The 22,835-nt window shown below is 39.2% G+C and carries 22 protein-coding genes; 9 read left to right on the forward strand and 13 right to left on the reverse strand.

Going from position 1 to position 22,835, the window contains the following annotated elements:
* Window positions 1-601: 601 nt before the first annotated feature.
* On the forward strand, window positions 602-865 hold the full coding sequence (locus ACFSCX_RS20865; protein WP_377930194.1) for a YppG family protein: 264 nt from the start codon (window positions 602-604) through the stop codon (window positions 863-865).
* 63 nt (window positions 866-928) lie between these two features.
* Here the strand turns inward: ACFSCX_RS20865 and ACFSCX_RS20870 are convergent, their stop codons facing one another.
* The 3 genes from ACFSCX_RS20870 to ACFSCX_RS20880 form a co-directional block, all read right to left on the reverse strand.
* Complete coding sequence (locus ACFSCX_RS20870) at window positions 929-2,107, reverse strand: class I SAM-dependent rRNA methyltransferase (protein WP_377930195.1); 1,179 nt, start codon at window positions 2,105-2,107, stop codon at window positions 929-931.
* A gap of 146 nt (window positions 2,108-2,253) precedes the next feature.
* On the reverse strand, window positions 2,254-2,880 hold the full coding sequence (locus tag ACFSCX_RS20875; RefSeq protein WP_377930197.1) for a spore coat protein: 627 nt from the start codon (window positions 2,878-2,880) through the stop codon (window positions 2,254-2,256).
* Between the two features lie 112 nt (window positions 2,881-2,992).
* Window positions 2,993-3,538 carry a flavodoxin family protein gene (locus ACFSCX_RS20880; RefSeq protein WP_377930388.1) on the reverse strand — a complete coding sequence of 182 codons (546 nt, stop codon included), beginning with the start codon at window positions 3,536-3,538 and terminating at the stop codon, window positions 2,993-2,995.
* A gap of 140 nt (window positions 3,539-3,678) precedes the next feature.
* On the opposite strand from ACFSCX_RS20880, the gene ACFSCX_RS20885 reads away from it, so the two are divergent.
* The gene (locus ACFSCX_RS20885) at window positions 3,679-4,512 is read left to right on the forward strand and encodes a S1C family serine protease (protein ID WP_377930198.1); all 834 of its coding nucleotides are present in this window, start codon (window positions 3,679-3,681) and stop codon (window positions 4,510-4,512) included.
* A gap of 4 nt (window positions 4,513-4,516) precedes the next feature.
* Here the strand turns inward: ACFSCX_RS20885 and ACFSCX_RS20890 are convergent, their stop codons facing one another.
* From ACFSCX_RS20890 to ACFSCX_RS20910, 5 genes are all read right to left on the reverse strand, one after another.
* Window positions 4,517-5,428 (reverse strand): RluA family pseudouridine synthase, encoded by a 912-nt coding sequence (locus ACFSCX_RS20890; RefSeq protein WP_377930389.1) that lies wholly within the window; start codon window positions 5,426-5,428, stop codon window positions 4,517-4,519.
* Window positions 5,428-6,309 carry a sulfite exporter TauE/SafE family protein gene (locus ACFSCX_RS20895; protein WP_377930199.1) on the reverse strand — a complete coding sequence of 294 codons (882 nt, stop codon included), beginning with the start codon at window positions 6,307-6,309 and terminating at the stop codon, window positions 5,428-5,430. The genes ACFSCX_RS20890 and ACFSCX_RS20895 overlap by 1 nt, the downstream gene beginning before the upstream one ends.
* Before the next feature lie 249 nt (window positions 6,310-6,558).
* Entirely contained in the window at window positions 6,559-7,815 is a 1,257-nt protein-coding gene (locus ACFSCX_RS20900; RefSeq protein ID WP_377930200.1) for a Ger(x)C family spore germination protein, read from the reverse strand.
* Window positions 7,812-8,909, reverse strand: a complete 1,098-nt coding sequence (locus tag ACFSCX_RS20905; RefSeq protein ID WP_377930201.1) for a GerAB/ArcD/ProY family transporter — start codon at window positions 8,907-8,909, stop codon at window positions 7,812-7,814. Before ACFSCX_RS20905 ends, ACFSCX_RS20900 begins: the two co-directional genes overlap by 4 nt.
* The gene (locus ACFSCX_RS20910) at window positions 8,906-10,477 is read right to left on the reverse strand and encodes a spore germination protein (protein ID WP_377930202.1); all 1,572 of its coding nucleotides are present in this window, start codon (window positions 10,475-10,477) and stop codon (window positions 8,906-8,908) included. Before ACFSCX_RS20910 ends, ACFSCX_RS20905 begins: the two co-directional genes overlap by 4 nt.
* Window positions 10,478-10,614: 137 nt before the next feature.
* Here ACFSCX_RS20910 and ACFSCX_RS20915 point away from each other — a divergent pair, with 137 nt between their 5' ends.
* The 5 genes from ACFSCX_RS20915 to ACFSCX_RS20935 all read left to right on the forward strand — a co-directional run bounded on the left by ACFSCX_RS20915 (window position 10,615) and on the right by ACFSCX_RS20935 (window position 15,986).
* Window positions 10,615-12,090 (forward strand): spore germination protein, encoded by a 1,476-nt coding sequence (locus ACFSCX_RS20915; RefSeq protein ID WP_377930203.1) that lies wholly within the window; start codon window positions 10,615-10,617, stop codon window positions 12,088-12,090.
* A 29-nt stretch (window positions 12,091-12,119) separates the two neighbouring features.
* Window positions 12,120-13,214, forward strand: coding sequence for a GerAB/ArcD/ProY family transporter (locus tag ACFSCX_RS20920; protein ID WP_377930204.1), 1,095 nt, complete (start codon window positions 12,120-12,122; stop codon window positions 13,212-13,214).
* Window positions 13,211-14,275, forward strand: a complete 1,065-nt coding sequence (locus ACFSCX_RS20925; RefSeq protein WP_377930205.1) for a Ger(x)C family spore germination protein — start codon at window positions 13,211-13,213, stop codon at window positions 14,273-14,275. Before ACFSCX_RS20920 ends, ACFSCX_RS20925 begins: the two co-directional genes overlap by 4 nt.
* Window positions 14,276-14,331: 56 nt before the next feature.
* Window positions 14,332-15,279, forward strand: a complete 948-nt coding sequence (locus ACFSCX_RS20930) for a nucleoside hydrolase (RefSeq protein WP_377930206.1) — start codon at window positions 14,332-14,334, stop codon at window positions 15,277-15,279.
* 311 nt (window positions 15,280-15,590) lie between these two features.
* Window positions 15,591-15,986: a DUF5365 family protein gene (locus ACFSCX_RS20935; RefSeq protein WP_377930207.1), complete on the forward strand. Its 396-nt coding sequence runs from the start codon at window positions 15,591-15,593 to the stop codon at window positions 15,984-15,986.
* 48 nt (window positions 15,987-16,034) lie between these two features.
* Here ACFSCX_RS20935 and ACFSCX_RS20940 read toward each other — a convergent pair whose 3' ends face one another.
* Both ACFSCX_RS20940 and ACFSCX_RS20945 read right to left on the reverse strand, forming a co-directional pair.
* Window positions 16,035-16,502: a thioredoxin family protein gene (locus ACFSCX_RS20940; protein ID WP_377930208.1), complete on the reverse strand. Its 468-nt coding sequence runs from the start codon at window positions 16,500-16,502 to the stop codon at window positions 16,035-16,037.
* Window positions 16,499-16,933, reverse strand: a complete 435-nt coding sequence (locus ACFSCX_RS20945; protein ID WP_377930209.1) for a disulfide oxidoreductase — start codon at window positions 16,931-16,933, stop codon at window positions 16,499-16,501. Before ACFSCX_RS20945 ends, ACFSCX_RS20940 begins: the two co-directional genes overlap by 4 nt.
* Before the next feature lie 421 nt (window positions 16,934-17,354).
* On the opposite strand from ACFSCX_RS20945, the gene ACFSCX_RS20950 reads away from it, so the two are divergent.
* A complete protein-coding gene (locus ACFSCX_RS20950) occupies window positions 17,355-19,043 on the forward strand; it encodes a glycoside hydrolase family 13 protein (RefSeq protein WP_377930210.1) in 1,689 nt (562 codons plus the stop codon).
* A 101-nt stretch (window positions 19,044-19,144) separates the two neighbouring features.
* On the opposite strand, the gene ACFSCX_RS20955 is transcribed toward ACFSCX_RS20950, so the two are convergent.
* The 3 genes from ACFSCX_RS20955 to ACFSCX_RS20965 are packed head-to-tail and all read right to left on the reverse strand — an operon-like array spanning window position 19,145 to window position 21,708.
* Window positions 19,145-20,713 (reverse strand): GMC family oxidoreductase, encoded by a 1,569-nt coding sequence (locus ACFSCX_RS20955; RefSeq protein ID WP_377930211.1) that lies wholly within the window; start codon window positions 20,711-20,713, stop codon window positions 19,145-19,147.
* Window positions 20,706-21,296, reverse strand: a complete 591-nt coding sequence (locus tag ACFSCX_RS20960; protein WP_377930212.1) for a gluconate 2-dehydrogenase subunit 3 family protein — start codon at window positions 21,294-21,296, stop codon at window positions 20,706-20,708. The genes ACFSCX_RS20955 and ACFSCX_RS20960 overlap by 8 nt, the downstream gene beginning before the upstream one ends.
* 13 nt (window positions 21,297-21,309) lie before the next feature.
* Window positions 21,310-21,708: a hypothetical protein gene (locus ACFSCX_RS20965; RefSeq protein WP_377930213.1), complete on the reverse strand. Its 399-nt coding sequence runs from the start codon at window positions 21,706-21,708 to the stop codon at window positions 21,310-21,312.
* 145 nt (window positions 21,709-21,853) lie between these two features.
* On the opposite strand from ACFSCX_RS20965, the gene ACFSCX_RS20970 reads away from it, so the two are divergent.
* On the forward strand, window positions 21,854-22,285 hold the full coding sequence (locus ACFSCX_RS20970) for a CBS domain-containing protein (RefSeq protein ID WP_377930214.1): 432 nt from the start codon (window positions 21,854-21,856) through the stop codon (window positions 22,283-22,285).
* The last annotated feature ends 550 nt before the right edge of the window (window positions 22,286-22,835 follow it).

Raw genomic sequence — 22,835 nt, forward strand, 5'->3', positions numbered from 1 at the left:
AAAACGAATTACTTACCTGTGCCGTGCAAATACTACCTCGTTTCTCGATTTACTTACCTGTAAGCTGAAATTACTTACCTTTAAAACGAATTACTTACCTGTGCCGTGCAAATACTTACCCCGATTCACGATTTACTTACCTGTAAGCTGAAATTACTTACCTCGTTTCACGATTTACTTACCTGTAAGTCGAAATTACTTACCCCGATTCACGATTTACTTACCTGAAAGCTGAAATTACTTACCTTTAAAACGAATTACTTACCTGTAAGTCGAAATTACTTACCACGATTCACGATTTACTTACCTGAAAGCTGAAATTACTTACCTTTAAAACGAATTACTTACCAGGCTCGCCAATTTACTTACCTCGTTTCTCGAATTACTTACCTATGCCGTTCAAATACTTACCCCGCTTCCTGATTTACTTACCTCCACGGAACAAATACTTAACCATTCACTTATCTCCACTACGATAACAAACACATTGTCTCGGTACATTTCCCGTGTCTATTCTCAAATTAAGACAAATACCCCTTTCGCCGCAGAAAAGGCGTTCATACAAATATAGAGAGAATAAAAATGGAGGAGGTAAAATAGATTGTTTGCTCCCAGACAAAACCCATTTGCTTATCGGAATCCACCTATACGACAGCCTTTTTTTACTCAGCCTAGAGGTCAGGTTCGCCCAGGAAGAAGAATGATAGGTCAACCGAACCAGCCAAACAGCCTATTGTCTCATTTTAGAAATGAAGATGGCAAGTGGGACTTTCAAAAGATTGCGTCGACCGCATCACAAATGAGAGGGATGTATAATCAAGTAGCAGGTTTTGTACCAATGATTACTCGTTTTCTTGGTAGGTAAAAGCACAGAAATAAAAGAAGCTGGTTCATTTCAAAATGAACCAGCTTCTTCTTAGAATATAACTTACCTTGAAAACACTTCATATATCCCAAACTTCAAATACTCACCTTCGTCAGCTGCTAAAAGCTTCGGGTGGTCATAGCCAGCGCCGCTCCAGTGAATCTCTCTTAGCACTTTACGGGCATCTAATGCTGCTTCCTGGATCACTTGTTTAAAAAGCTCAGGTCGTAAATGGAACGAGCAGCTAGCGGTAATGAAAAATCCGCCTTCTTTCACAAGCTTTAAACCATTTAGGTTAATATCTTTATAGCCGCCCATTGCCTTTTTAACAGCATGAGCAGACTTGGCAAAGGCGGGTGGGTCGACAATGACGACATCCCATTCCTTCCCTTGTGAAACGGCATCACGAAGATAATCAAACGCATTGGCTACTACGTATTCAACGTTTGTAAAGCCATTTAACTCAGCATTACGCTTTGCTGTTTCAATCGCATGCTCGGAAATGTCGACCGCTGTGACATGCTTAGCGCCAAACGAACAGCCATTCAGCATGAACGAACCCGTGTGGGTAAAACAATCAAGTAACGTCGTTTCTGGACCAATCAATGGTTTGATTGCTGCTCTATTTTCACGCTGATCGAAGAAAAAACCTGTCTTCTGTCCGTCTTTGATATCGACAATATATTTGACATCATTTTCTTCAATCACAATCTCAGTATCAGATTCACCATACCAAAACCCTTTTTCTTGCTGCATGCCTTCAAGCTCGCGAACATACACATCATTTCGTAAATAGATGGCCTTGGGTTCAAATACCTCTAGTAGACCTTTTAAAATCCACTCTCGTCTTACCTCCATACCTAGTGCCATAATTTGTACAACGAGTACATCTTCATATTTATCCACAATCAGCCCAGGTAGAAAATCAGCTTCGCCATAAATAGCTCGGCAAGACCTAACGTCAGGAATTAATTTTTGACGTAGCTCCCAGGCTTTCCTAATTTTATTTACAAAGAATGCCTCATTTAGATCTTCCTGTGTATATGTAAGAATTCGAACAATCATTTGAGAATTTGGGTTAATAAATCCTCTCCCTAAAAAATGCATTTGATGGTTGTAGACATCAACTGTATCCCCAGGGGAAAAATCTCCTTCAATACGAGCAACTTCACTCCTAAAAACCCAAGGATGACCTTGCTCTAACCGTTTTTTTCTTTTTCTCTCAAGTACCACTTTTGTCATATTTGCATCACTCCGAAAATTGTCTCGCTTTTCATCATACAGAATGTCCTTCTGTAAAGCTAGTTTTTGTACAAGTAGTTTGTCCAACCTTACTAAAAATCAATATAAAATAAATGGTCCCTATAGAAAGGGACCATTTACTAGTGCTACTGCAATTGAGTTTGATTCATGGTTGTAAAGCTACCAATCATTTGGTTCATGTCTTGCGCGGCTAATTGTGGTACTTGGTAGTAATGCTTTTTATTTTGGTAAAGGAAAATTTCATAAGCCATTTCAATAAAGTTTGGAATGCTATCTGCAAATACTCGGCGCAAGACAGGGTTGGTCGTTTCGAGTGAGGCAATCGTTAGCTGTGAAGCAGTTGCTTTCACGGCACATGCCATCATATTACAAATGCATTCATCATTAATTTCGGTTGTTGCCATTGCTGGCTTCTTCGGTTTTGAAGGCTTTAACCCGTATACAACATCGTTGTCTTGGTTCATTTTATACTGTGAAGTAGGTTTGGAAGGATCTTGACCGCTACTAAACGCTTCCACCATCACGTTATATTCCCCAAGCATGAATTGTTGCTGACGAGAGAAGATACTTTTTAGCTCCTGATCTTGAACCTGCTGACCTAATAGTAAATATTGATCAGATAAACTAATTAAACCAGATAAAACTTCATGTGCTTCAAACACCTCATGTCCGCCGTGTTTCATTTGCTGTTGCATTGTATTTGAAGGCATTATTGTACCAGTTGCCGTTTGGCCTTGAGTTTGTTGTTGCATCCGAATCCCTCCACCAAAATAATTTTGAACATGGCCCTTGCCATGCCCATCCATTATTTTGAGTAAAAAGAGATTTTTCATGCTTGGAAATTCTTTTTGTGTAATAACAAAACTACATTTTTTCGACCTTTAACAACTGCTCATTCAGTAGCCTCGCTTTTTGCAAGGCATCTACATCGTTTTTAATATCACCAGGTTTTCGTGCATGACCGATGACATAATCCTCGAAAGGCATGGAAACAAAATCAAAAATATACTGAAACTGCTGAATGAGTGGGAAGCCTTTGACACGAGGGTGATCACCTCCACAAAGTACAACCATTGCTTTCTTTTTACTCATTTCAGCTTTAAAATCAAACCGTTTATCCCGTAGGCTTTGAGACCATCTATCCACAAAATTTTTCATATGTCCGCTCATCCCATACCAATAAATGGGGGTGGCGAAAATGAGTAAATCAGCTTCTAGAACACTCGTGATCATTTCATCATAATCATCATCGACAGGATCAAATCCATGCTCATCATGTCTTTGGTCAATAATTGGACGTACGTTGAAGTCTCGGAGTTTAATCTCTTTATACGGAAGTCCCTTAACCACTAAGTTGGATAAGTATTCAGTATTTCCGTCTTCTCTGGAACTTCCTTGTAGTAGCACAATCGTCATCATAAACCTCTCCTTAAATAAACATACTTAATATAGGAGTACGCGTTATCTTGGAAAAATAAACCGTTTTTCTGTACAAAGCAAAAAGAAATGGAAATAATAAAGATAATTAGGTTACAAATAGGAGGTATAATATGGATCAAGAAAAGGACCGAGATCCAGAAAAGGACAATCAGGAGTTCAAATATGATGATCCTGATTTTGATTGGGATGCCTATTTTACAGAAAATGATAAGGAATGGGAACAGGAAAAGCAAGTTCAAAAAAAACAAAAAACGAAAAAATTTAGAATGATTGGATGGATCATAGTAGTAGTTCTATTAATTAATGGATTGGCCATTTGGCCACAAATTATTAATCTACCTGCAATCGACTTTTTAGCCACTTCAAGTCGATTGTCTCAGCAGGAGGACATAAAAGCTTACAAGCAATCTGTTGTCACCATTGACTGGGATGGTGTAAAAGGAACAGGATTTAACATCGATTCATCAGGACTTATTATTACAAATGAACATGTGGTTGGACATGCTAACAAGGTAAATGTTCATTTTAAAGCAGGTCATTCATATGTTGGAACAGTGCTTGAAAAGTACCCTGAACTAGACATCGCGATTGTGGACATTGAAGCGGAAAACCTTCCTGTGCTTTCTCTTTCGTTTGAAAAACAATGGGAAGTAGGAGATGAGGTTAACTTTATTGGAAATCCGCTTGCCTTCACACAAATTGCGAATGAAGGTGAGATTGTCGGGGAAACTTCTTTACGAGATATGAATGTTCCTTTAATGATGATTCAGGCACCGATTTATAAAGGAAATAGTGGAAGTCCTGTCATTAACAAAAAGGGGGAGGTCATCGGGGTTATATTTGCTACCCTTCGAAACCCGTCTATAGATACGAAGGAGATTGTTGGAGTTGCGACACCAACGGTATACATACAAGAGATATTAAAAAAGGTGACAGAGGAATAGTCTGTCACCTTAATTTCTTTTCATAAAGTTGTAATTCAGCGGGGAAAGGAGCAGTAATTTGAACATCTTCCTTCGTTATAGGATGAATAAACGATAAGTAAGCGGCATGGAGGGCTTGGTGTTGTATGTCTGTTGTTGGACCCCCATATAGTTTGTCACCCATAATGGGGTGTCCTAGATGACTTAAATGCACACGAATTTGATGTGTTCTCCCAGTATCTAATTGAAGCTTAACCTTTGTCACATTAGATGCTTGAAACGTTTCTACTACCTCATAATGTGTGACTGCTGTTTGACCTGCCTTTGATACCCTTCTTCTTGTTGGGTGGTGTCGGTCCCGGCCAATTGGCTCTTTAACCGTTCCCCGTGTTTTTTTCATCAATCCACTTACATAAGCGATATATGTTCGTTTAATTTCTCTATTTTCTAGCATTTGGTCAAGAAGGCTACTTGCCATCTGATGCTTCGCAAAAAGAATTGCTCCGCTCGTATCCCGATCTAGCCGATGGATATGTCTCACCTTGGCATGAATACCAGTTAGCATCCAATGAAAGGCAATCCCATTTGCTAATGTGCCTACTTGACTTGGTTCATTTGGATGTGTGTCCATGGATATAGGTTTACTCGCAACAAGTAAATGATCGTCTTCAAATAGAATGTCAATAGAAAGGTCTTGCGGTAGAACTCCAAACTCCTCGTCTATAAAGCATTTTATCATAAGCTGTTCAGTAGTCATGAGCTTCGTGCTCCACGGCTGATCTTTCCCATTTAACTTAATTCCTTTTTCCATTCGAAGACTATGTAACAGCTTTTTAGGTATTTTCAGTTCCTCTTTTGCAATCTCTTCAATGGATCTATCTGCCCATGTTACTGGTGCTTGTATTTCAAGCCACTCCCCTTTTCGAGCCGTATGAATCATGACATTTCCCCTTTTGTTTCATGCTTTTTGGTCTTGAAGAAATGAACCGTTCTAATTGTAAACATGACTAGCAAGAACACAATATATCCAAGAGATATGGCTAATCCCACATAGGCGAGTCCAATCATTTTTAATCCCATATTGAGGACTGTAAATGCATAGAGTATGCCAAGGAAACGTTTGATCTCATCATCATGATAAAGCTTTGTAATGTAGGCCCCGATTTGACCACCAATAACAGATCCGATAATTAACGTAAGTCCAAGGACATAATCAATCTTCGTGCTTGTAGAATAGGTAATAAATCCTGCCGTAACGATAAACAATACGGCAAATAGACTAGTACCAACAGCCGTACGTGGAGGTAAGGACAAGAATGTAATGGAAAGGGGGACGATAATAAATCCTCCGCCAACACCAAGAGTCGTCGACACAAAGCCTGCAACAAATCCAATCAATAGTGGTGCCACCCAATTTATTCGACTGCCTCCTTGATTGGTGTCCTTAGGTACCTGTTTCTTTAGCATTGAGTAAGAAAAATAGCCGGCTAATAATATATACAATAAAGGGATTACAATGTCCTCCAGCTGCATTCTCTCTAGAAATAAGACAAGCGGATGGGCGACCTGAGTAGCAACAAGGCCAGCTCCTGCCATCATTAACCCCGTTTTAAATTGGATGTTTTTCATTCGAAAGTGGGCGACAATCCCTGAAAAGGATGTTCCAATTGTATAAAGTAAACTAGTAGCAATCGCAACGATCGGCGATAATCCCATTAACAACAAAATAGGTGTTAAAACAAACCCACCGCCAATACCGAAATAGCCTGATAAAATGCCGACACTTGCGCCTAAGATGATATATAGTACGTAATCCAAAGCCAATCTCCTCTCGAAAAATACTCTCTAATCATTCATTATGAAGAATGGAGGGAGACATTACAACTTTGATCCACAGAAACTTAGAAATAAAACAACAGAAAAAATGGCAATGTTAATACAAGCAACCCGATGAAATAGATAAATGGAGGAGCAAATGTATTACCATCTTTTCGAACCATTTGCCCAAAGGAAAAAGTATAATAAGAAATATACATACAAACGACAACCACTAAAAATGGCATGTGATCAATCCTTATCTCTTATCTCGTGTTCAGTGTGGGGACGTAACTTCTTACCAAAATCTCTTATGTTCACATCATACGTAAGTGATATGTGCGAGATTGGGTATTTCTCTCTCCAATTAAAATCTTCGAATTCTTTAATGGTTAGGAATTTTTTTCGTACAGCTAATGCCCAGTAAAAGGGATCTCCTTTAATTTCCTCTTGGGATTTTTTAACTAAATTCATTCCTTTTCTCTCCAATTCAGATTCAATATGCTCCTTTAATAATCGCTGCTTTTCAATGTCCTCCACATAATTCACCATACTTGGAATTGAAAGGATTCTTACTTCCATATCTATCGTAACGTGTAATTTAGGTATGCTATCCTTTAAATCTACATCTATATCCGTACCTAATGTATACCCTTTAATCACAATACGGTGATCAGGATCAAGAGGATCTACATACGTAAAGATCATCTGTTCCGGATCTATATCTGGGCGAAACATAAGAGCAAACCTCGTTTCCTCACCGGTAAGAGTACTCACCATTTTTCCATCCTGAAAAACCGCAGCACCGATTAATTGAATTTCTGTTCCACCTTCAATATCAACCTGCCCAGGTAAATATTCATCTTCATTTCCGGCTTTATTAGTTTTTGATCTTTCAGTAGTGGTGTATGAAGCTAATATCCCGCCTTTATCCGCCTCGATACCATGGAAAAAGGTTTGCATCGTTGAATCTGGTACAAGCGCATTCTTTTTCCATCTTCTTTCCATGAAATCATAGAATTTGTGCGGACTTGCTTCCAAGGCAGATTGGCTTTTCCTTAAGTATTCAGCGGCCCTTTCCTTCGAAACCATTATCGTCATTTCTCCGCGAACTTGCCTTTCTCTTTGAATACTACTAACTAAATTAAGAAATTCATTTGACCGAGCAAGCTCTTCACCGATAATGATAGCCTTTGTATGATAATAATTTAATCTCCTTGTTTCTGACGTGTTAGCCAAATCTCGTGCTGATAAAATATCAGGAGCACGAATCGTGATGACAACGGCTTCTTCTTGTTCCTTTCCCTGTTCTTGAGTTCCACCTTGCTGTCCGGGGATAGGATTTGCTAGTTTAAATGTAACGTCGATTCCTTTTGCATCTTCTTCCTCTGGTAAGTCCATTCCTAGTGCAACAACGAATCCTTCTTCTTCTATTTCAATTTTGTCACCGCAGCCACTGAGCAAAATAAGTATAACAAAAAGTAAAGATAGGCTCGTCCATTGTTTCATTTTGAGAACTCCCCCTTTAATTTGGCAATCGTCCAGATAAGAGGAGGTAAAATAAGTAAAAAAATCCAGCTTGCATTTAAAATATACTGTACTCTCAGAATAAGTGTATTGTAAATAAGATTTTGTGGGATGGAACCTAATAAAACCGTTAACGCTCCAAATGGAAGTAGCAATGGCTCAAATTCCTTTATTTTTAATGAATAGGCAAAAGTAGCAACGGAGATATATAGATAAACCGCAAAGCGGACAACCGTTGCAACACTCCAAAAGCCTAGAAACAAAGCCTCGACATTCGATAAAAAGCGTCCGACCTCAACTGATCTTGTAATTTCCTGAAATGGGTACGGAATATGTTTAATTCCTGTGTAATCAAAATACATGATAAAGGTGGCATAGAAGATGACGAGCTCAACGATGACAAAGATGTAAGCCGCAATACTTGCTTTTTTAAATGCTGTATAGTTCTTAAAGATTGGGAAGACAATTGAAAAAAATAGAACATCTCCCATAATGGGGCTATATACTAGTGAATTCAAGGCGATTTCTCCCACACCATTCCCGAAAATTGGAAATAGGTAGTCGAAATTCAAATGTGGAATGACTAAAATCACGAGTAGCGCTAACACGGCTTTAATATACGGAGCGGTTAAATAAGCTGTATACCCGATTACAAGAAAACCACGGTTTGCTACAAAGTAACTAGCTACCATGAGTAAAATATAGATATTAATATTAGTAGTATCTGGAAAGAACATCGTATTGATGATATCCGTATAACTACGGCTATTCACGATAGTACTTGAAAAAGCAATCAGAAATAGCATCATTCCAAATACGAAGGCAAGCTTTTCCCCAACGACTTGTCTAATAATGTCAAGAAACCCTTGATCCTTATAATGCTTGAGAAGAACTAACAGAAAGATAAAGGGAATGAACATAATACATCCTGCTAGGATCGGAACCATCCAAGCAGCATTCCCCACCTCTTTGAAAAGAATAGTAGGGGTCATATCAGAGAATTTTATCCCCATCGTTAATATAATGACTGTGACGAGCTCTCTCGGCCCTAGTTTTCGATCTGAAGGTTGAATCATTCACTCTCATCCTTCCCGGGTTTCTCCGCGCGAACTGGATCCTTCGGATGCACATGGAAAGGGCGTAACCATTGCTTCCATACAGGAGGACGCACCACTAAATCCTTGGAGGATGGATAGTGAGGAGCTAGTGGTGATAGTATTGGAACATCAAAGGATTTAATGGATGTTAAATAGGCAATCCCGATCGTTAAGCAAACAGCTATTCCTAAAAATCCCCAAAGTGCACCAAAAAGGAGAAAAATATAGGTTGATAAACGCACAAAATAATTTAGAGATAAGTTCGGAACAGCAAAGGAGGCAAGGCCTGTAACGGCAACAACAATGACTAAAATCGGACTAATAATGTTTGCCTCAACGGCTGCTTGTCCAAGTATTAAGGCTCCGACAATCCCAATTGTTGGTCCAATCGGGGTGGGGACACGAACTCCGCCTTCCCGAATTAATTCAAAAGCTATTAATAAGAGAATCACCTCAAAAATAGCTGGAAAAGGAACACGCTCTCTGGAGGCAGAAATGGCTAACACTAGATCAGTTGGTAACATCTCAACATGATAATTGGTAATAGCGATATAGGCACAAGGGACAAACAGTGTAACAAACATGGCTAATAATCGAATGATCCTTGAAAAATTACCGTAAAGCCATCTTGCATACGTATCCTCTGATGTGTGAAAAAATGCCCAAAACGTAACTGGTACAACTAAAGCACTTGGGGATGTATCCATAAGCAAGACAATATGGCCCTCTTTTAAAAAAGCAACAGCTCGGTCCGGTCTTTCTGTATATAAGACTGTTGGCACAATCGAATATGGCCGGTCCTCAATATGCTGTTCAAGTATGCCAAGTGTTTGAATATCTTCAGCCGTGATGTCTTCGATTCTTTTTCTAACCTTTTCAATTAATTGATCATTGGCGATTTCACTCATATATAGCATAGTGACTGTTGAAATGCCCCTTGCCCCGAGGGTTACCTTTTCAGACACTAAGTCTTGGCTTTTTAAAGCTTTTCGAATGAGAGATATATTGGTGGAAACGGATTCCACAAACGCTTCCTTTGGACCTTTTAAAATATTTTCGTCATTCGGCTTTTCAACCTTGCGAGCTTCAAATTCAGTCGTTTGGATGGAAATTACATACGCTTGATTGTCTAGTAATAACATCGTATTTCCAATTAATAATTCGTTAATGACTTGATTAATATCTGTTAGCTTTGTCGCTTCTTTTGCTGAAATTAAATCATTCATAATCACGGTAGACGTGTCTTTTGCTAGCTCATATTCATTCAATGACCCTTCTAATAGGGGGATCATGACTTTTTCCTCAATTATCTTTGTGTTTGTTGTATGATCTAAAAAAATGATGATAGCCTTTAATTTTAAAGATTTAATAAATATATTTCTTATGACTAGGTCAGAGTTTTTCGGATAAGAAAAAGCTTTTTTAATCTCTTCAAGATTTACATCGAGTTCTTTTTCTACTTGAATTGATTCTGCTGTTTTATTCGCTTCATTTGTAATAGTTGGCTGGTTTCCCTGTTTTACTAGGTTGTTCCACAGCTGCTTCATAAGAAAAACCCTTTCTTTGACTAATACGTCCTCACTTTTCATGTTGTCTCATATAGTGGGAAGTTATGCATATATTGGATTTTTTCAAGGAATGATAACCGATAGAATGTACCCTACTAAAAGCTTGGTGGTTCAAAATGAAATGGCTAAATAAATTACTCAAGAAGGATTTTCATACTATTCAGGATATAATCAATGATTTTAAAAGGTCCTCTGATTTTGTTCACTATCAGAATGATGCAGCGGAAGTCCCGTATACGATTGCTTATTTTTCGAGCCTTGTTGATTCAGAAAAAATCAATCGTGATATTTTACCCTATTTACCAAAACGCGGGGAAGAGGATCTAAGAAAAATGATTCCGATTCAAGAAATCATCAAAGTAGAAAAGCCAGAGGATATACAAAGGAAGCTACCAGAGGGATATCTTTTTCTTTACTTAAATAGCGACAAGGAAGATGCTGTTCTCATACAAATTCAAAAAACAGAGAAAAGAAATATTTCAGCACCTGAAGTCGAGTTTAGTGTCGTCGGACCGAAGGAAGCGTTTGTTGAGTCAATGGATACGAACATTCATTTAGTAAGAAAAAGGCTTCCTATTCAAGAGTTAAAGGTAGAAGAAGTGATTGTCGGTAGGCTCTCGAAAACAAAGGTGGCGATTCTATATATTGACGGGATAGCGGAAGAAGAAAATATCAATACGATGAAGCAAAGAATTGAAGATATTGATTTTGATTTTATATCAGACAGCTCGTATATTGCTGAGATTATTACAGATAATGAATATTCACCCTTTCCTTTAGTACTCGATACAGAACGACCGGACCGGGTAGCTGCTGTTTTAGCAGAGGGGAAAATTGCCGTTCTCGTGGAGGATTCTCCACATGCACTAATTGCTCCAACTACCTTTGTAGAGTTTTTCTCATCTTTTGAGGACTACTTATTTAATTGGTATGTAGCCTCATTTATTCGATTAGTTCGTGTGTTTGCGGTTACCTTTTCGATATTAATTACACCAATTTACGTGGCTGCGTTAACGTATCACTATGAGCTAATACCTAAAGATTTATTGGCGACCCTTATTACGTCCCGCCGCGAGATTCCACTCCCGCCCATTTTAGAGGCATTATTTTTAGAGCTCACGATTGAGCTCTTGCGTGAGGCAGGTGCAAGACTACCGACAAAGGTTGGTCAGACTATTGGTATCGTGGGCGGGATTGTAATTGGAACAGCGTCTGTTGAAGCTGGTCTTACAAGTAATGTTCTATTAATTATTGTTGCCTTATCGGCTTTAGCTTCCTTTACAACACCCGTTTATAAAATGGGTAATACGATTCGGCTTATTCGGTTTCCTTTTTTACTGTTAGCTCACCTGTGGGGATTGATTGGAATTGTTTTATGTTTCTGTTTTTTAATTACCCATATGATTCATTTAACATCATTAGGGCGTCCATTTTTAGAGCCGATTTATCCACTGCGAGTAAAGGATTTGAAGGATGCATTCATCAGGCTACCCTTTTCCAAGCAAGCGAGCCGACCAGTCTTAATGCGTTCTGATTCAAAAATGAGATTTAGTTCAAAGGATGCGAATGTTAAACGCGATATCGATGAGTAGTTTATTTTCATGTAAGGAGCTGGTCTTTCGTGCAGAAGATTCGTGAATCACTTCTAATATCTCCGTTTATGGTATTTTACCTTGTTCACTCTATGCAAGTAGGAGTCGGACTATTAGGATTTCAACGAATCGTTGCAGAATCAGCCGAAAACGATGCATGGATCTCCGTTATTGTCGGAGGAATGGGTGTGCACATTCTGATTTGGATGATGTACAAAATCCTACAAAAGGGACAAGGAGATATAACGGACATACACCGTACAATTTTTGGGAAATGGATTGGCGGATTTTTATCATTACTTTTAGTTTTCTATTTCATCCTATTGGCTGCTACCGTGCTTAGAACCTACATTGAGATAATTCAAGTATGGGTATTTCCTGGCTTTAAAACAGGTGTATTCGGCCTCGTCTTTTTATTCTTGGTATTTTACATTATTAACGGAGGTTTTCGAGCAGTGGCGGGAATTGCCTTGTTAGGTGTCATTCTGCCTGCCTATTTAATCCTGACATTTCTCTTCCCGTTAGAGTATTCATTTTTTGAAAATTTACTGCCAGTAATGGACCATTCTATAAAGGAAATTCTCATTTCTGCAAAATCCTTAACATTAAGTATTTTAGGATTCGAATTGCTGCTTATGTATTATCCGTTTATTAAAGAAAAAGAAAAATCCCAAAAATATGCTCAATTAGGAGCTATGTTTACGATATTTATTTATCTGGTAGCGATGGTAGTTTGTTTAGTCTATTTCTCAGTCGAGCAGTTAGAGAGAACGATTTGGGCTTCCTTGACTGTATTAAAAATTGCCGAACTACCATTTGTTGAAAGGATTGAGTATATCGGAATAGCGAGTTGGATTCTTGTTATATTGCCAAATGTTTGCATTACAATTTGGGCAGCAAGTCGCGGTGCAAAACGCATTTTCCATATGAGACAAAGAATTTTACTAGTCGTTGTATTGGCATTAACCTATTTGGCTGTCGTAATTCCAAATACAAGAGAACACATTAATATGTTGAATGAATACACATCTCAAATTGGATTTTATGTGATTTATGCCTATATCCCACTAATGTTTGTGATCACTTTAATATATGACAAAATGAAAGGTAATCAATCATCATGAGAAAGTTATGCTTTTTTGTAATCATCACGTTGGTTTTATCAGGCTGTGTTCAAAAGAAAATTATCGATGATATCAATATTATTAGTGTTCAAGGCTATGATACGCATGAGGATGAGGATACTGTCAGAGGAACGTTTGTTATCCCCGTATATGAAGGGGATAAAAGTATCTCCAATACTTCCTTTTCTGCTGTAGCATCGCAAAGTAAGGCTGTTAAGAGAAAAGTTGAGCAAAAATCTTCAGATCCTATGGTAAGTGGAAGTGTTGAAGTCGTACTCTTTGGGAAGGAGCTCGCTGAAAAAGGGGTCTTTGATATTGTGGACACATTAGAGAGAGATCCAAGTATTGGTGCCAATTTAATTATGGCAGTCGTTGATGGCACTGCTAAAGAAATGCTGGAACAGAATTTAGGAAATCGGGGGACGGGGACCTATCTTTATAACCTTATCTATAATAATGTCAGAAGAAGAGAATTACCGAGGTCAAATTTACATTTGTTTTTGTTTTCCTATTTTTCAAAAGGAAAAGATCCTTTTCTCCCCTATATAAATTTAGAAGAAGATAAAGTCAATATAAAAGGGGTTGCGATTTTTAAGGACGAGAAGGTAGTGAGCTATGTTGACGATGAAGAGATGTTCTTCTTCAAAGCATTAATGGAGAATTTTAAAAATGGTTCATATACTTTTAAGGTTGAAGGTGAGTACGTTACGATTTTTAGTTTAACATTAAAAAGAAAGTATGAAATTGAGCATGCGATGAAGGATCCCGTTGTTCATATTGAAGTTGTTCTTGATGGACATATACGGGAATTCTCAGGGAAGGTGATGGATCCTAAGACTATTGCAAAGATAGAAGAAAAATTCTCAGAATTAATTGATGAGAAGACTGAAAAGCTATTACGAGAGTTTCAGGAGAAAGCTGTTGATCCAATTGGGATTGGCCTACTTGCGAAGACACAAACAAAAAGCTTTGATGAAAAGGCTTGGAACGAAGCGTATAAGCGAGCAACCTTTCACGTGAATAGTAGAGTGATTATTAGTGAAACCGGGGTGGTGGAGTAGTAAAGAATTACCTTTCTTAGCATATACTTCATTAGGCTCAAAAAAGGAGGAAGAAAATGGCGAAAATACTACTGTTTACTGATCCCGGTATCGATGATTCAATTAGCATCATGTACGCGATTCTACATCCTGATCTTGAGTTAGTCGGGATTGTGACAGGCTATGGAAGTGTCAAGAAAGAGCAAGCCACTCAAAATGCAGCCTACCTCTTGCAGCTAGCTGGTAAAACAGACATTCCGATCATAGGTGGTGCTCAAGGACCACTGTCAGGGGAAGCTGTTCCCTATTACCCGGAAATCCATGGCCCTGAGGGAATGGGACCGATTCGGCCACCTGAAAATTTGAAGGTGAACTTATTAAACTATGACGAAATTTTTAAAATCATTGACCTCTATGCAAACGATCTAATCATTGTTTCCATCGGTAGACTGACAGAGCTAGCAATAGCTTTCATAATAGGTGGCGATCAAATGAAGAAGGTGAAGTCTTTCTATGTAATGGGGGGAGCCTTCTTAGTACCTGGGAATGTAACAGCGATGGCTGAAGCGAATATTCATGGTGACCCCATTGCAGCAGAGCTAGTGATAGAGAAAGCAAAGCCTTTAACGTTGCTTCCTTTAAATGTGACCAATCAAGCAATTGTCACCCCAGAGTTAGCCGAGTATATTGCGAAGAATAGTGATAGTCAGTTTGCCCCACTAATCAAGCCCATTTATCAGTATTATTATGATGCCTATAAGAAAAATGTTCCAGGAATACCTGGTGCACCATTTCACGACGTTCTAGCCATTAGTGCCATAATTAATCCTTCTATTGTTGAGTATTTCTATCGAAGAGTGAGAATTATTTTAGACGGTGTGGCAAAAGGTCAAACAATTGCTGATTTTAGACCAAAACCAGACAGCGAACCTGTGGAAACGATAGATGCAATTGCAATGAAGCTGGACTACGATTTATTTATCCAAGATTTTATGAACATTATGACAAGACAAGTGGGGGCTTAATGGAAGCCCCTTTTTCTATGTATACCAGGAAATGATAAACGTTTTTATTTGGATAATTGGCGAGCAAATCTGAACCCTGCTTCAGCGCCCAGCCAGCCTGAGGTCAAATAACCTGAAGTGAAGAATAGGGAAAAACCGCCCTTTTCTTGCCTAAGGCTACCGAGGGAGCTTGCGCCTTTTGTTCATGAGAGTCAATAGTTTTTTAGAATTGGTTAAGCCGGAAACACTTTCCTTAGCTTTCATGGGTGGAAATATGTTATTTTAGTACTAGAATATTAGATTCGGGAAGAATACATAAAGGTGGTTATATCATGAAGGTCGTTGTAGCATCAACCCCCGAACAGGAGCAATTTATTAGTGAGCTAGTGGATTACATCTATAGAGAGGTGTTTCCAACCTATTTTACTGATGAATACATAGAAGAACTGCAGAAGCTAGATGTACTCATACCTAAAACAGAAGGCCTGTATAATGGAACACTAAAAGAAGCGTTTCAGCTCATTTCAAGTATGCAAGCCATTATTGCTGTCATTGAAACAGTGAGTACGGAGGACATATCCGAAACTCATTATGAAATTTTTGAGAAGAATACGTCCATTCTAGAAGAATACGGTTACAATTTTCCATTTTCGATTCATCATTTTTCACATCCAAGAGAAGAAAAGCTTAGTTGCTATTCAAAGCCAACAAGTCCATTTGTCATGTAAAAAGCATTGGGAACTGATCCCAATGCTTTTTCTTTTCATTCTGTATTTCTATTTACCCCATTTTTCGAACCAAGTACGGAATTCATCGTCCGCCACCTGTCCTTCCACTCTGGCGACCTCTTTTCCATCTTCATATCTAATAACCGTTGGCGTACTATGGATATTGTAAGCTCTCCATCCATCCTCAAACTCAAGGAGATTAAATAGTTGCAGATCCACCCCAAGTTCATCGGCCATTGGGACGATGACTGGTGAAGTTTGCACGCAATGAGGACATGTTGGACTATAAAAATAAATAGTAGCATCACCCTTAGAATCAATAATGTCTTCTAATTCAGAAGGCAAAATAATATTTTGGTAGTTCGGATCATCTAGCTGTTTGATTGTAGCTGGATTCAATTCTGCTTTTCCAAATGGATTCCCTTTTGCGGCCTGCTGATTTTGATAGCTTGTTAAAAACGCTAGGGCAGCAAAGAGTCCGATAATAATAACGAGGAAGATAATCACCTTTTTCAATGTTTGTTGCTCCTTTCAATTTTAAGTAGAACTAGATTAAGGATTGTGATAATCGTAAAGGCTGTCAGTGCAAGGAAAGGTATGGTAATAAAGCCTAGCCAATTAATATATTCACCTGTACACGGAACGATTCCACAAGAAATCGAATTCTCTCCAAGTATGTCTACCTTCTGGATCAAATAATGGTAAAGTGAAATCCCTGCGCCAATGATAGATAACGGCAGGACATAATGGATAATAAATGGTTCTTTTCGAATGACAGCAATCCCTAATAGGAACACGAGAGGATACATCAGAATCCGTTGGTACCAGCAAAGCTCACATGGAATAAATAGCAGGATTTCCGAAAAGTATAAACTGCCTAATGTTGCAATTAAAGAGACGGCAAACGAAATAAATAAGAGCGTTTCGATTTGTTTAGTATATCTCATGTTAACAACCTTCTTTTTCTTTTCTTTTGGCTCTGTTAAACCTGGTTGTTGATTTCCGTTGAAGGAGCTCGCTTTCCTCTGGCGAGAGACGAAGCTTACTTTTACTAACGTAAAAAATGCCACCTCCTCAGCGTGCAAAGCGCCAGCGGGGTCTCCCGAGACCTGTTCTCCTGCAAGAGTCTCACCCCTTCCACTCCAAAATACATGGATATAAAATCAACAATAGCCTGTAACACAACCGTTCTATAAATTATAGTATGACAAACCCGAAACGTAAAACAATAGTGATTAGGAAGTAGATTGTATCAACTTTGTGAAAAAACCTACTTTTTATCGTTAAAACCTACTAACTGCTGTGCATCTGTATAATCTCTTTTCACGCTATGATAAGATTTTAGAAAAGTCTTTAGGAGGAATACACTTGAAACGAAAATGGTGGAAGGAAAGTGTCGTCTATCAAATTTACCCAAGAAGCTTTATGGATAGCAACGGTGATGGTATCGGTGATATTAAAGGAATAACATCAAAACTAGATTATTTAAAAGAGCTTGGTATCGACGTCGTTTGGTTATCACCAGTGTATAAGTCACCAAATGATGATAACGGATACGATATTAGTGATTACCGAGCTATTATGGACGAGTTTGGGACGATGTCCGATTGGGAAGAGATGCTAGACGAAATGCATAATCGAGGGATTAAGCTCATGATGGATCTCGTTGTTAATCATTCCTCCGATGAGCATGCCTGGTTTGTAGAATCAAGAAAATCAAAGGATAATCCTTATCGAGATTATTACATATGGCGCCCAGGGAAGGATGGAAAAGAGCCGACAAACTGGGAATCTGCTTTTAGCGGGTCAACATGGGAATATGATGAAACGACAGATGAGTATTTCCTACATATTTTTTCAAAGAAACAGCCTGATCTAAACTGGGAAAATCCAATAGTACGAGGCGAAGTGTACGATATGATGAAATTCTGGTTTGAAAAGGGTGTCGATGGGTTCCGAATGGACGTCATCAACTTCATTTCCAAAGTAGATGACTACCCAGATGCACCAAATCCGGAAGGGAAAAAGTACGTATCAGGTCATGAGTATTTCATGAATGGCCCTCGCATTCATGAATTTTTACAAGAGATGCACCGTGAAGTTCTGTCAAAATACGATAGCATTACGGTGGGAGAGATGCCAGGTGTTACGCCTGAACAAGGTAGGCTGTATACAGGAGAAGACCGAAATGAATTACAAATGGTGTTTCAGTTTGAACATATGGATTTAGATTCTGTCCCAGGAAAAGGGAAATGGGCATTGGCTCCGCTAAAGCTAACAGATTTAAAGAAGTCCTTCACCAAATGGCAAAAAGGATTAGAGGAAGATGGATGGAACAGCTTATACTGGAATAATCATGATCAGCCGAGAATCGTTTCTCGTTTTGGAAATGACAGCCCCGGATACCGTGAGATTTCTGCTAAAATGCTCGCAACGTGCTTACATATGCTACAGGGCACGCCTTACATTTACCAAGGCGAAGAAATCGGAATGACGAATGTGAAATTTGATTCAATTGACGACTACCGCGATATTGAGACCCTTAATATGTATAACGAGAAGGTTCATGAGAATGGAGAAGACCCAGAGAATATCATGGTTTCGATTTATACGAAGGGCCGTGATAATGCGAGAACTCCTGTTCAGTGGGATAGCAGTGAACAGGCAGGGTTTACTACAGGCATACCATGGATTAAAGTCAATCCAAACTATACCGAAATTAATGCAAAGCAAGCAGTGGAGGACCAAAATTCAATATTCCACTACTATAGAAACCTTATTCAATTACGGAAACAGCATGACATTGTCGTGTATGGAACGTATAACTTACTTCTGCCAGACGACGAGAAAATCTACGCATACACTCGAACACTAGGAGACGAAACGCTACTTGTGATATGTAACTTCTCAGGTGAAACGCCAGTATTTAACATACCAAACTCCGTCAACTATACCGCAAAAGAAGTATTTGTAAGTAACTATGAAGTCGATTCAAACGAAGACATCACGTCCTTCACATTAAAGCCATACGAAGCAAGAGTATATAAATTGAGTTAAAAAAACCGACAGGTACCTAGCACCTGTCGGTTTCCATTTATTCGACAGGTGCCAGTCACTTGTCGGGTTTTGTCGATTACACCATATTCGACAGGTGCCAGTCACTTGTCGAGGTTTGTCGATAACCCTTTTTGAAGTTGATCGAGTATATATTCAGATGAACGTAATGCGAGTGAATAAGCTGTTAAGGTAGGATTAGCTGAAGGAGCGGTTACATAGGTTGACGTCCCAACGATATACAAATTCTTTACATCGTGTGTCTGCCCATAGCTATTCACAACTGAGCTCTTTGGATCATTTCCCATCCGGCACCCCCCCATCAGATGTGCCGTCATTTTTAAGTGATACAATGGCTCTCCTCCAGAGGCAATTCCTACACTAGCAAGCATGTCCTTTGCAGCCTTTCTAATCATTTGATCATTCGAGTGAAAAGAGAAGTAAACCTTAGGAATGGGTAATCCATAGTCATCTTTTTCATCGCTTAATGTAACTCTATTTTGTTCTTGTGGTAAGACTTCACCTAGCATAGCAAAGCTAGCGAAATGATTGTAGTCGAGCATAATATCACGTAGCTTCTCACCATATCTGCTTGAGTCATTTTCAAAGAACAACTCGGCAAGTCGAACAGGACGATGACCATAAGAATTCATGATGAATCCCCGAGCAAACCCTTTTTCTTTTCCGATTTCATAGGGATCAAGCGTAAGAGCCTGTACTGGGTTTCCACGATACATTCGAATTTCATCCGAGTACTTTACAATCATTTGATCATTCATATTAGTCATTAAATACTTACCGACAACACCGCTTGAATTAGCCACACCGTCTGGAAACTGTGAATTGGCTGAATTAAATAACAATCTAGGAGTTTCAACCGCATATGACGCCAAAATGAAAATTCTAGCTTCCTGCTTATACTCCTTACCATCTTTTATATAGGTAACACCGCGTACCGTACCATCCTGATTCATTAGAAGCTGAGTCACCATCGCATTTGCAATCACCTTTGTCCCGTGCCTAATAGCTTCTGGTACAAACGTGTTTAAAGGGGTTGTTTTAGAGTCCGGCATACATCCTTCCTCACAAAAACCTCGGTTAATACATGGTTCCCTGTCATGATGGGGAGCTGAAAGGATTGCTAATGGGGAGACTGAATGTCTTAGCCCTAAGCTTTCACAGCCTTCCCGGAATTTTAACGTATTGTTACTTAAATCGTGATGCTGAGGCATGGGGAAAGGGCCACCATATGGCTCCCATGGGAAGTGATTAGGGCCTGATAACATCAGCATCTTTTGCATTCGGTCATAATAAGGCGCTACATCGTCATATGTTATGGGCCAATCCTCACCAACGCCCTCATATGTTTTCGTTTGAAAGTCAGAGTGATGGAATCGCAAAAGCTGTGCTGTATAATGAACAGCACTTCCCCCTACACCCTTTCCTGAATTACTTCGTGATAGGTTAATCGGATCGTTTCCGGTGCTGATTCGTGGATCATTCCAAAACAGCTTTTCCGCTTCTAGCTCATCACTGGCAAAATCACGTTTCGGTTCTCGGATAGGTCCAGCATCTAAGCAGACAACCTTTGCACCTGCTTTTGAAAGCTCGGAGGCAATGACACTCCCAGACGCTCCCATCCCAACAATGCAAATATCGGCCATCTCAGTCATGAAGCTTAGCCTCCCATTTATCAAATTGTCTTGATCCAAACGCATAATATCCCCTTGGATAAGCGGGGCCTCCATATCCGATTTTTGACCAAATCGAAGGATCCGAATAGACGATTTTGATTAATTCACTCATTAGCGTTTTAAAAAATAAAGAAGGTGCTATTTCCTGCCAGCAGTTTTTATACCCAATGTTTCTTTCAAACTCATTAACCATTTTTCGTTTCACGCTTTCCTCTAGTTCAGAAAAAGGACGTGCGTATTGATCGTATGCTTGTTTACGAATACTCATGATACCAGTTGTCAAAATATCAGCAGTTTTCACCGTGCTTCCAAGAGGAAAACTGTTGAGCGATGGAAGGCGCTCGTCAAAGATTGCAAGTATATTCACGGACAGTTCACCAAGATGGGATGGGAAAAGGATAGGTAGTAATGAAAGAAGGATTTGCTGTTGTTCAACCGTTAAGTAATGAATGGTGGTAGTGGATAAACGCCTTTTTATCACAGATTGTGTGGCTTGATCCCATTCCTCCCATTCGGACAATACATCGTATTCTGGATAGTAGGTTTTTTTTGGATGTGTCACTTGTTTTTCCCTCCTATTGATACCAAATGACTAATAGTTGGATAAAACTAGTGGCGGCAATCATAAAGGGTAAAATAAAGGGTGGACCTGACATAAGATTCTCCATTTTCCAGCCCCCTGTCCGACCACGAATTGCCGTTATGTGAAGTGACCCGCCGTATAAACCTGAAAGTAATCCTATAAGTGATAAAGTCGTAACGCTCCAGCCAATCCAACGATAAGGTAAAATAGCTAGAAGGATGGAAAACAGACCGAGTATCGGAAGAGCGATAACAGGAATCCACATTTGCCATTTATGGAATTTTCCTCTCGCATGCCATATGGTAACCTGTAACCAAATCATGATATTGGCTACTCCAAGTAAAAGGGAAAGCACTCTAGGTAACGACCAATTTTCCCAACCTACTAGCAATCAAAGCACTCCCTTTCAAAACCTGATCTTATCTTTAATATGGATAGTCAATTGGGATTTTATTCCGAAACGCTTTAGTAGCAAATATTAGCTGAAAGTTAATGGCGATTTTGTTCAAACTAAAGAGGAAAGGGGAGATCTACTAATGGTCAATTTAATCCGAGATATTATGACAGAAAATGTAGCAACCGTTTCGTCTAGTCAAACTATTAAAGAAGCTGCTGAGCTAATGAGTCAATATAATGTAGGTTCAATCCCAGTCGTAGAAAATGGTCAAGTGATAGGTATGGTCACAGACCGAGACATTACCATTCGGTCAACGGCTCAAGGACTTGGAAGCTCTACCCCAGTTTCTCAAGTTATGACGACTGCTATTGTACAAGGTAATCCATACATGAATATTGAAGAAGCAGCAAGCCTAATGGCACAAAAGCAAATTCGCCGTTTACCGATTGTTGAAAACAATCAGCTTGTCGGAATGGTCGCACTAGGCGATATCGCCACAAACGAAATGTTTGACGAGGAAGCGGAAGAAGCATTAACCAATATCTCCATACCCTCTCAGCCTCAAATGTAAGGAAAAGCAGGAGATTTTGTCTCCTGCTTTTTCAAATTGGCTCTTACAAAGTTGTCATAGAACGCCGCATTAGAAAAAATGTACGATCGCCAGCGTGACGCTAGCTAAATTTTTCTAAAACATAGTATGAGTGAATAGAATAACAGGTAGAGCGGCGATAAAGAACCTATATAGATCATTCATAAAGACATTACATACGTGGAAAACTATTCTTTAAAAGTATTGGTATTTTGAAGAAGAAAAAACAGGATCAAATAGGTACAAATAAAATTTGTGAAGAAAAAACTGATCAGCAATTAATGAGAAGCAGTAAGTAAATAAGAGAACGAGGTAAGTAAAACGCGAAGCGGGGTAAGTAAAAGCGGAGCAGAGGTAAGTAACCGAAGGCAGGAGAAAGTAAAAGAGGAAACGAGGTAAGTAAAACGCCAAACGGGGTAAGTAAAAGCGGAGCAGAGGTAAGTAACCGAAGGCAGGAGAAAGTAAAAGAGGAAACGAGGAAAGTAAAACGCCAAACGGGGTAAGTAAAAGCGGAGCAGAGGTAAGTAACCGA

Source organism: Bacillus salitolerans (assembly GCF_042680805.1).
Classification (GTDB): domain Bacteria; phylum Bacillota; class Bacilli; order Bacillales; family SA4; genus Bacillus_CJ; species Bacillus_CJ salitolerans.

Bases quoted from the DNA above. Each gene is read 5' to 3' on its own strand.
- ACFSCX_RS20955 (WP_377930211.1), bottom strand. From the start codon at position 20,713: ATGACTGAGATGGCCGATATTTGCATTGTTGGGATGGGAGCGTCTGGG.
- ACFSCX_RS20925 (WP_377930205.1), top strand. From the start codon at position 13,211: ATGAGAAAGTTATGCTTTTTTGTAATCATCACGTTGGTTTTATCAGGC.
- ACFSCX_RS20930 (WP_377930206.1), top strand. From the start codon at position 14,332: ATGGCGAAAATACTACTGTTTACTGATCCCGGTATCGATGATTCAATT.
- ACFSCX_RS20970 (WP_377930214.1), top strand. From the start codon at position 21,854: ATGGTCAATTTAATCCGAGATATTATGACAGAAAATGTAGCAACCGTT.
- ACFSCX_RS20935 (WP_377930207.1), top strand. From the start codon at position 15,591: ATGAAGGTCGTTGTAGCATCAACCCCCGAACAGGAGCAATTTATTAGT.
- ACFSCX_RS20945 (WP_377930209.1), bottom strand. From the start codon at position 16,933: ATGAGATATACTAAACAAATCGAAACGCTCTTATTTATTTCGTTTGCC.
- ACFSCX_RS20910 (WP_377930202.1), bottom strand. From the start codon at position 10,477: ATGAAGCAGCTGTGGAACAACCTAGTAAAACAGGGAAACCAGCCAACT.
- ACFSCX_RS20870 (WP_377930195.1), bottom strand. From the start codon at position 2,107: ATGACAAAAGTGGTACTTGAGAGAAAAAGAAAAAAACGGTTAGAGCAA.
- ACFSCX_RS20900 (WP_377930200.1), bottom strand. From the start codon at position 7,815: ATGAAACAATGGACGAGCCTATCTTTACTTTTTGTTATACTTATTTTG.
- ACFSCX_RS20875 (WP_377930197.1), bottom strand. From the start codon at position 2,880: ATGCAACAACAAACTCAAGGCCAAACGGCAACTGGTACAATAATGCCT.
- ACFSCX_RS20905 (WP_377930201.1), bottom strand. From the start codon at position 8,909: ATGATTCAACCTTCAGATCGAAAACTAGGGCCGAGAGAGCTCGTCACA.
- ACFSCX_RS20885 (WP_377930198.1), top strand. From the start codon at position 3,679: ATGGATCAAGAAAAGGACCGAGATCCAGAAAAGGACAATCAGGAGTTC.
- ACFSCX_RS20915 (WP_377930203.1), top strand. From the start codon at position 10,615: ATGAAATGGCTAAATAAATTACTCAAGAAGGATTTTCATACTATTCAG.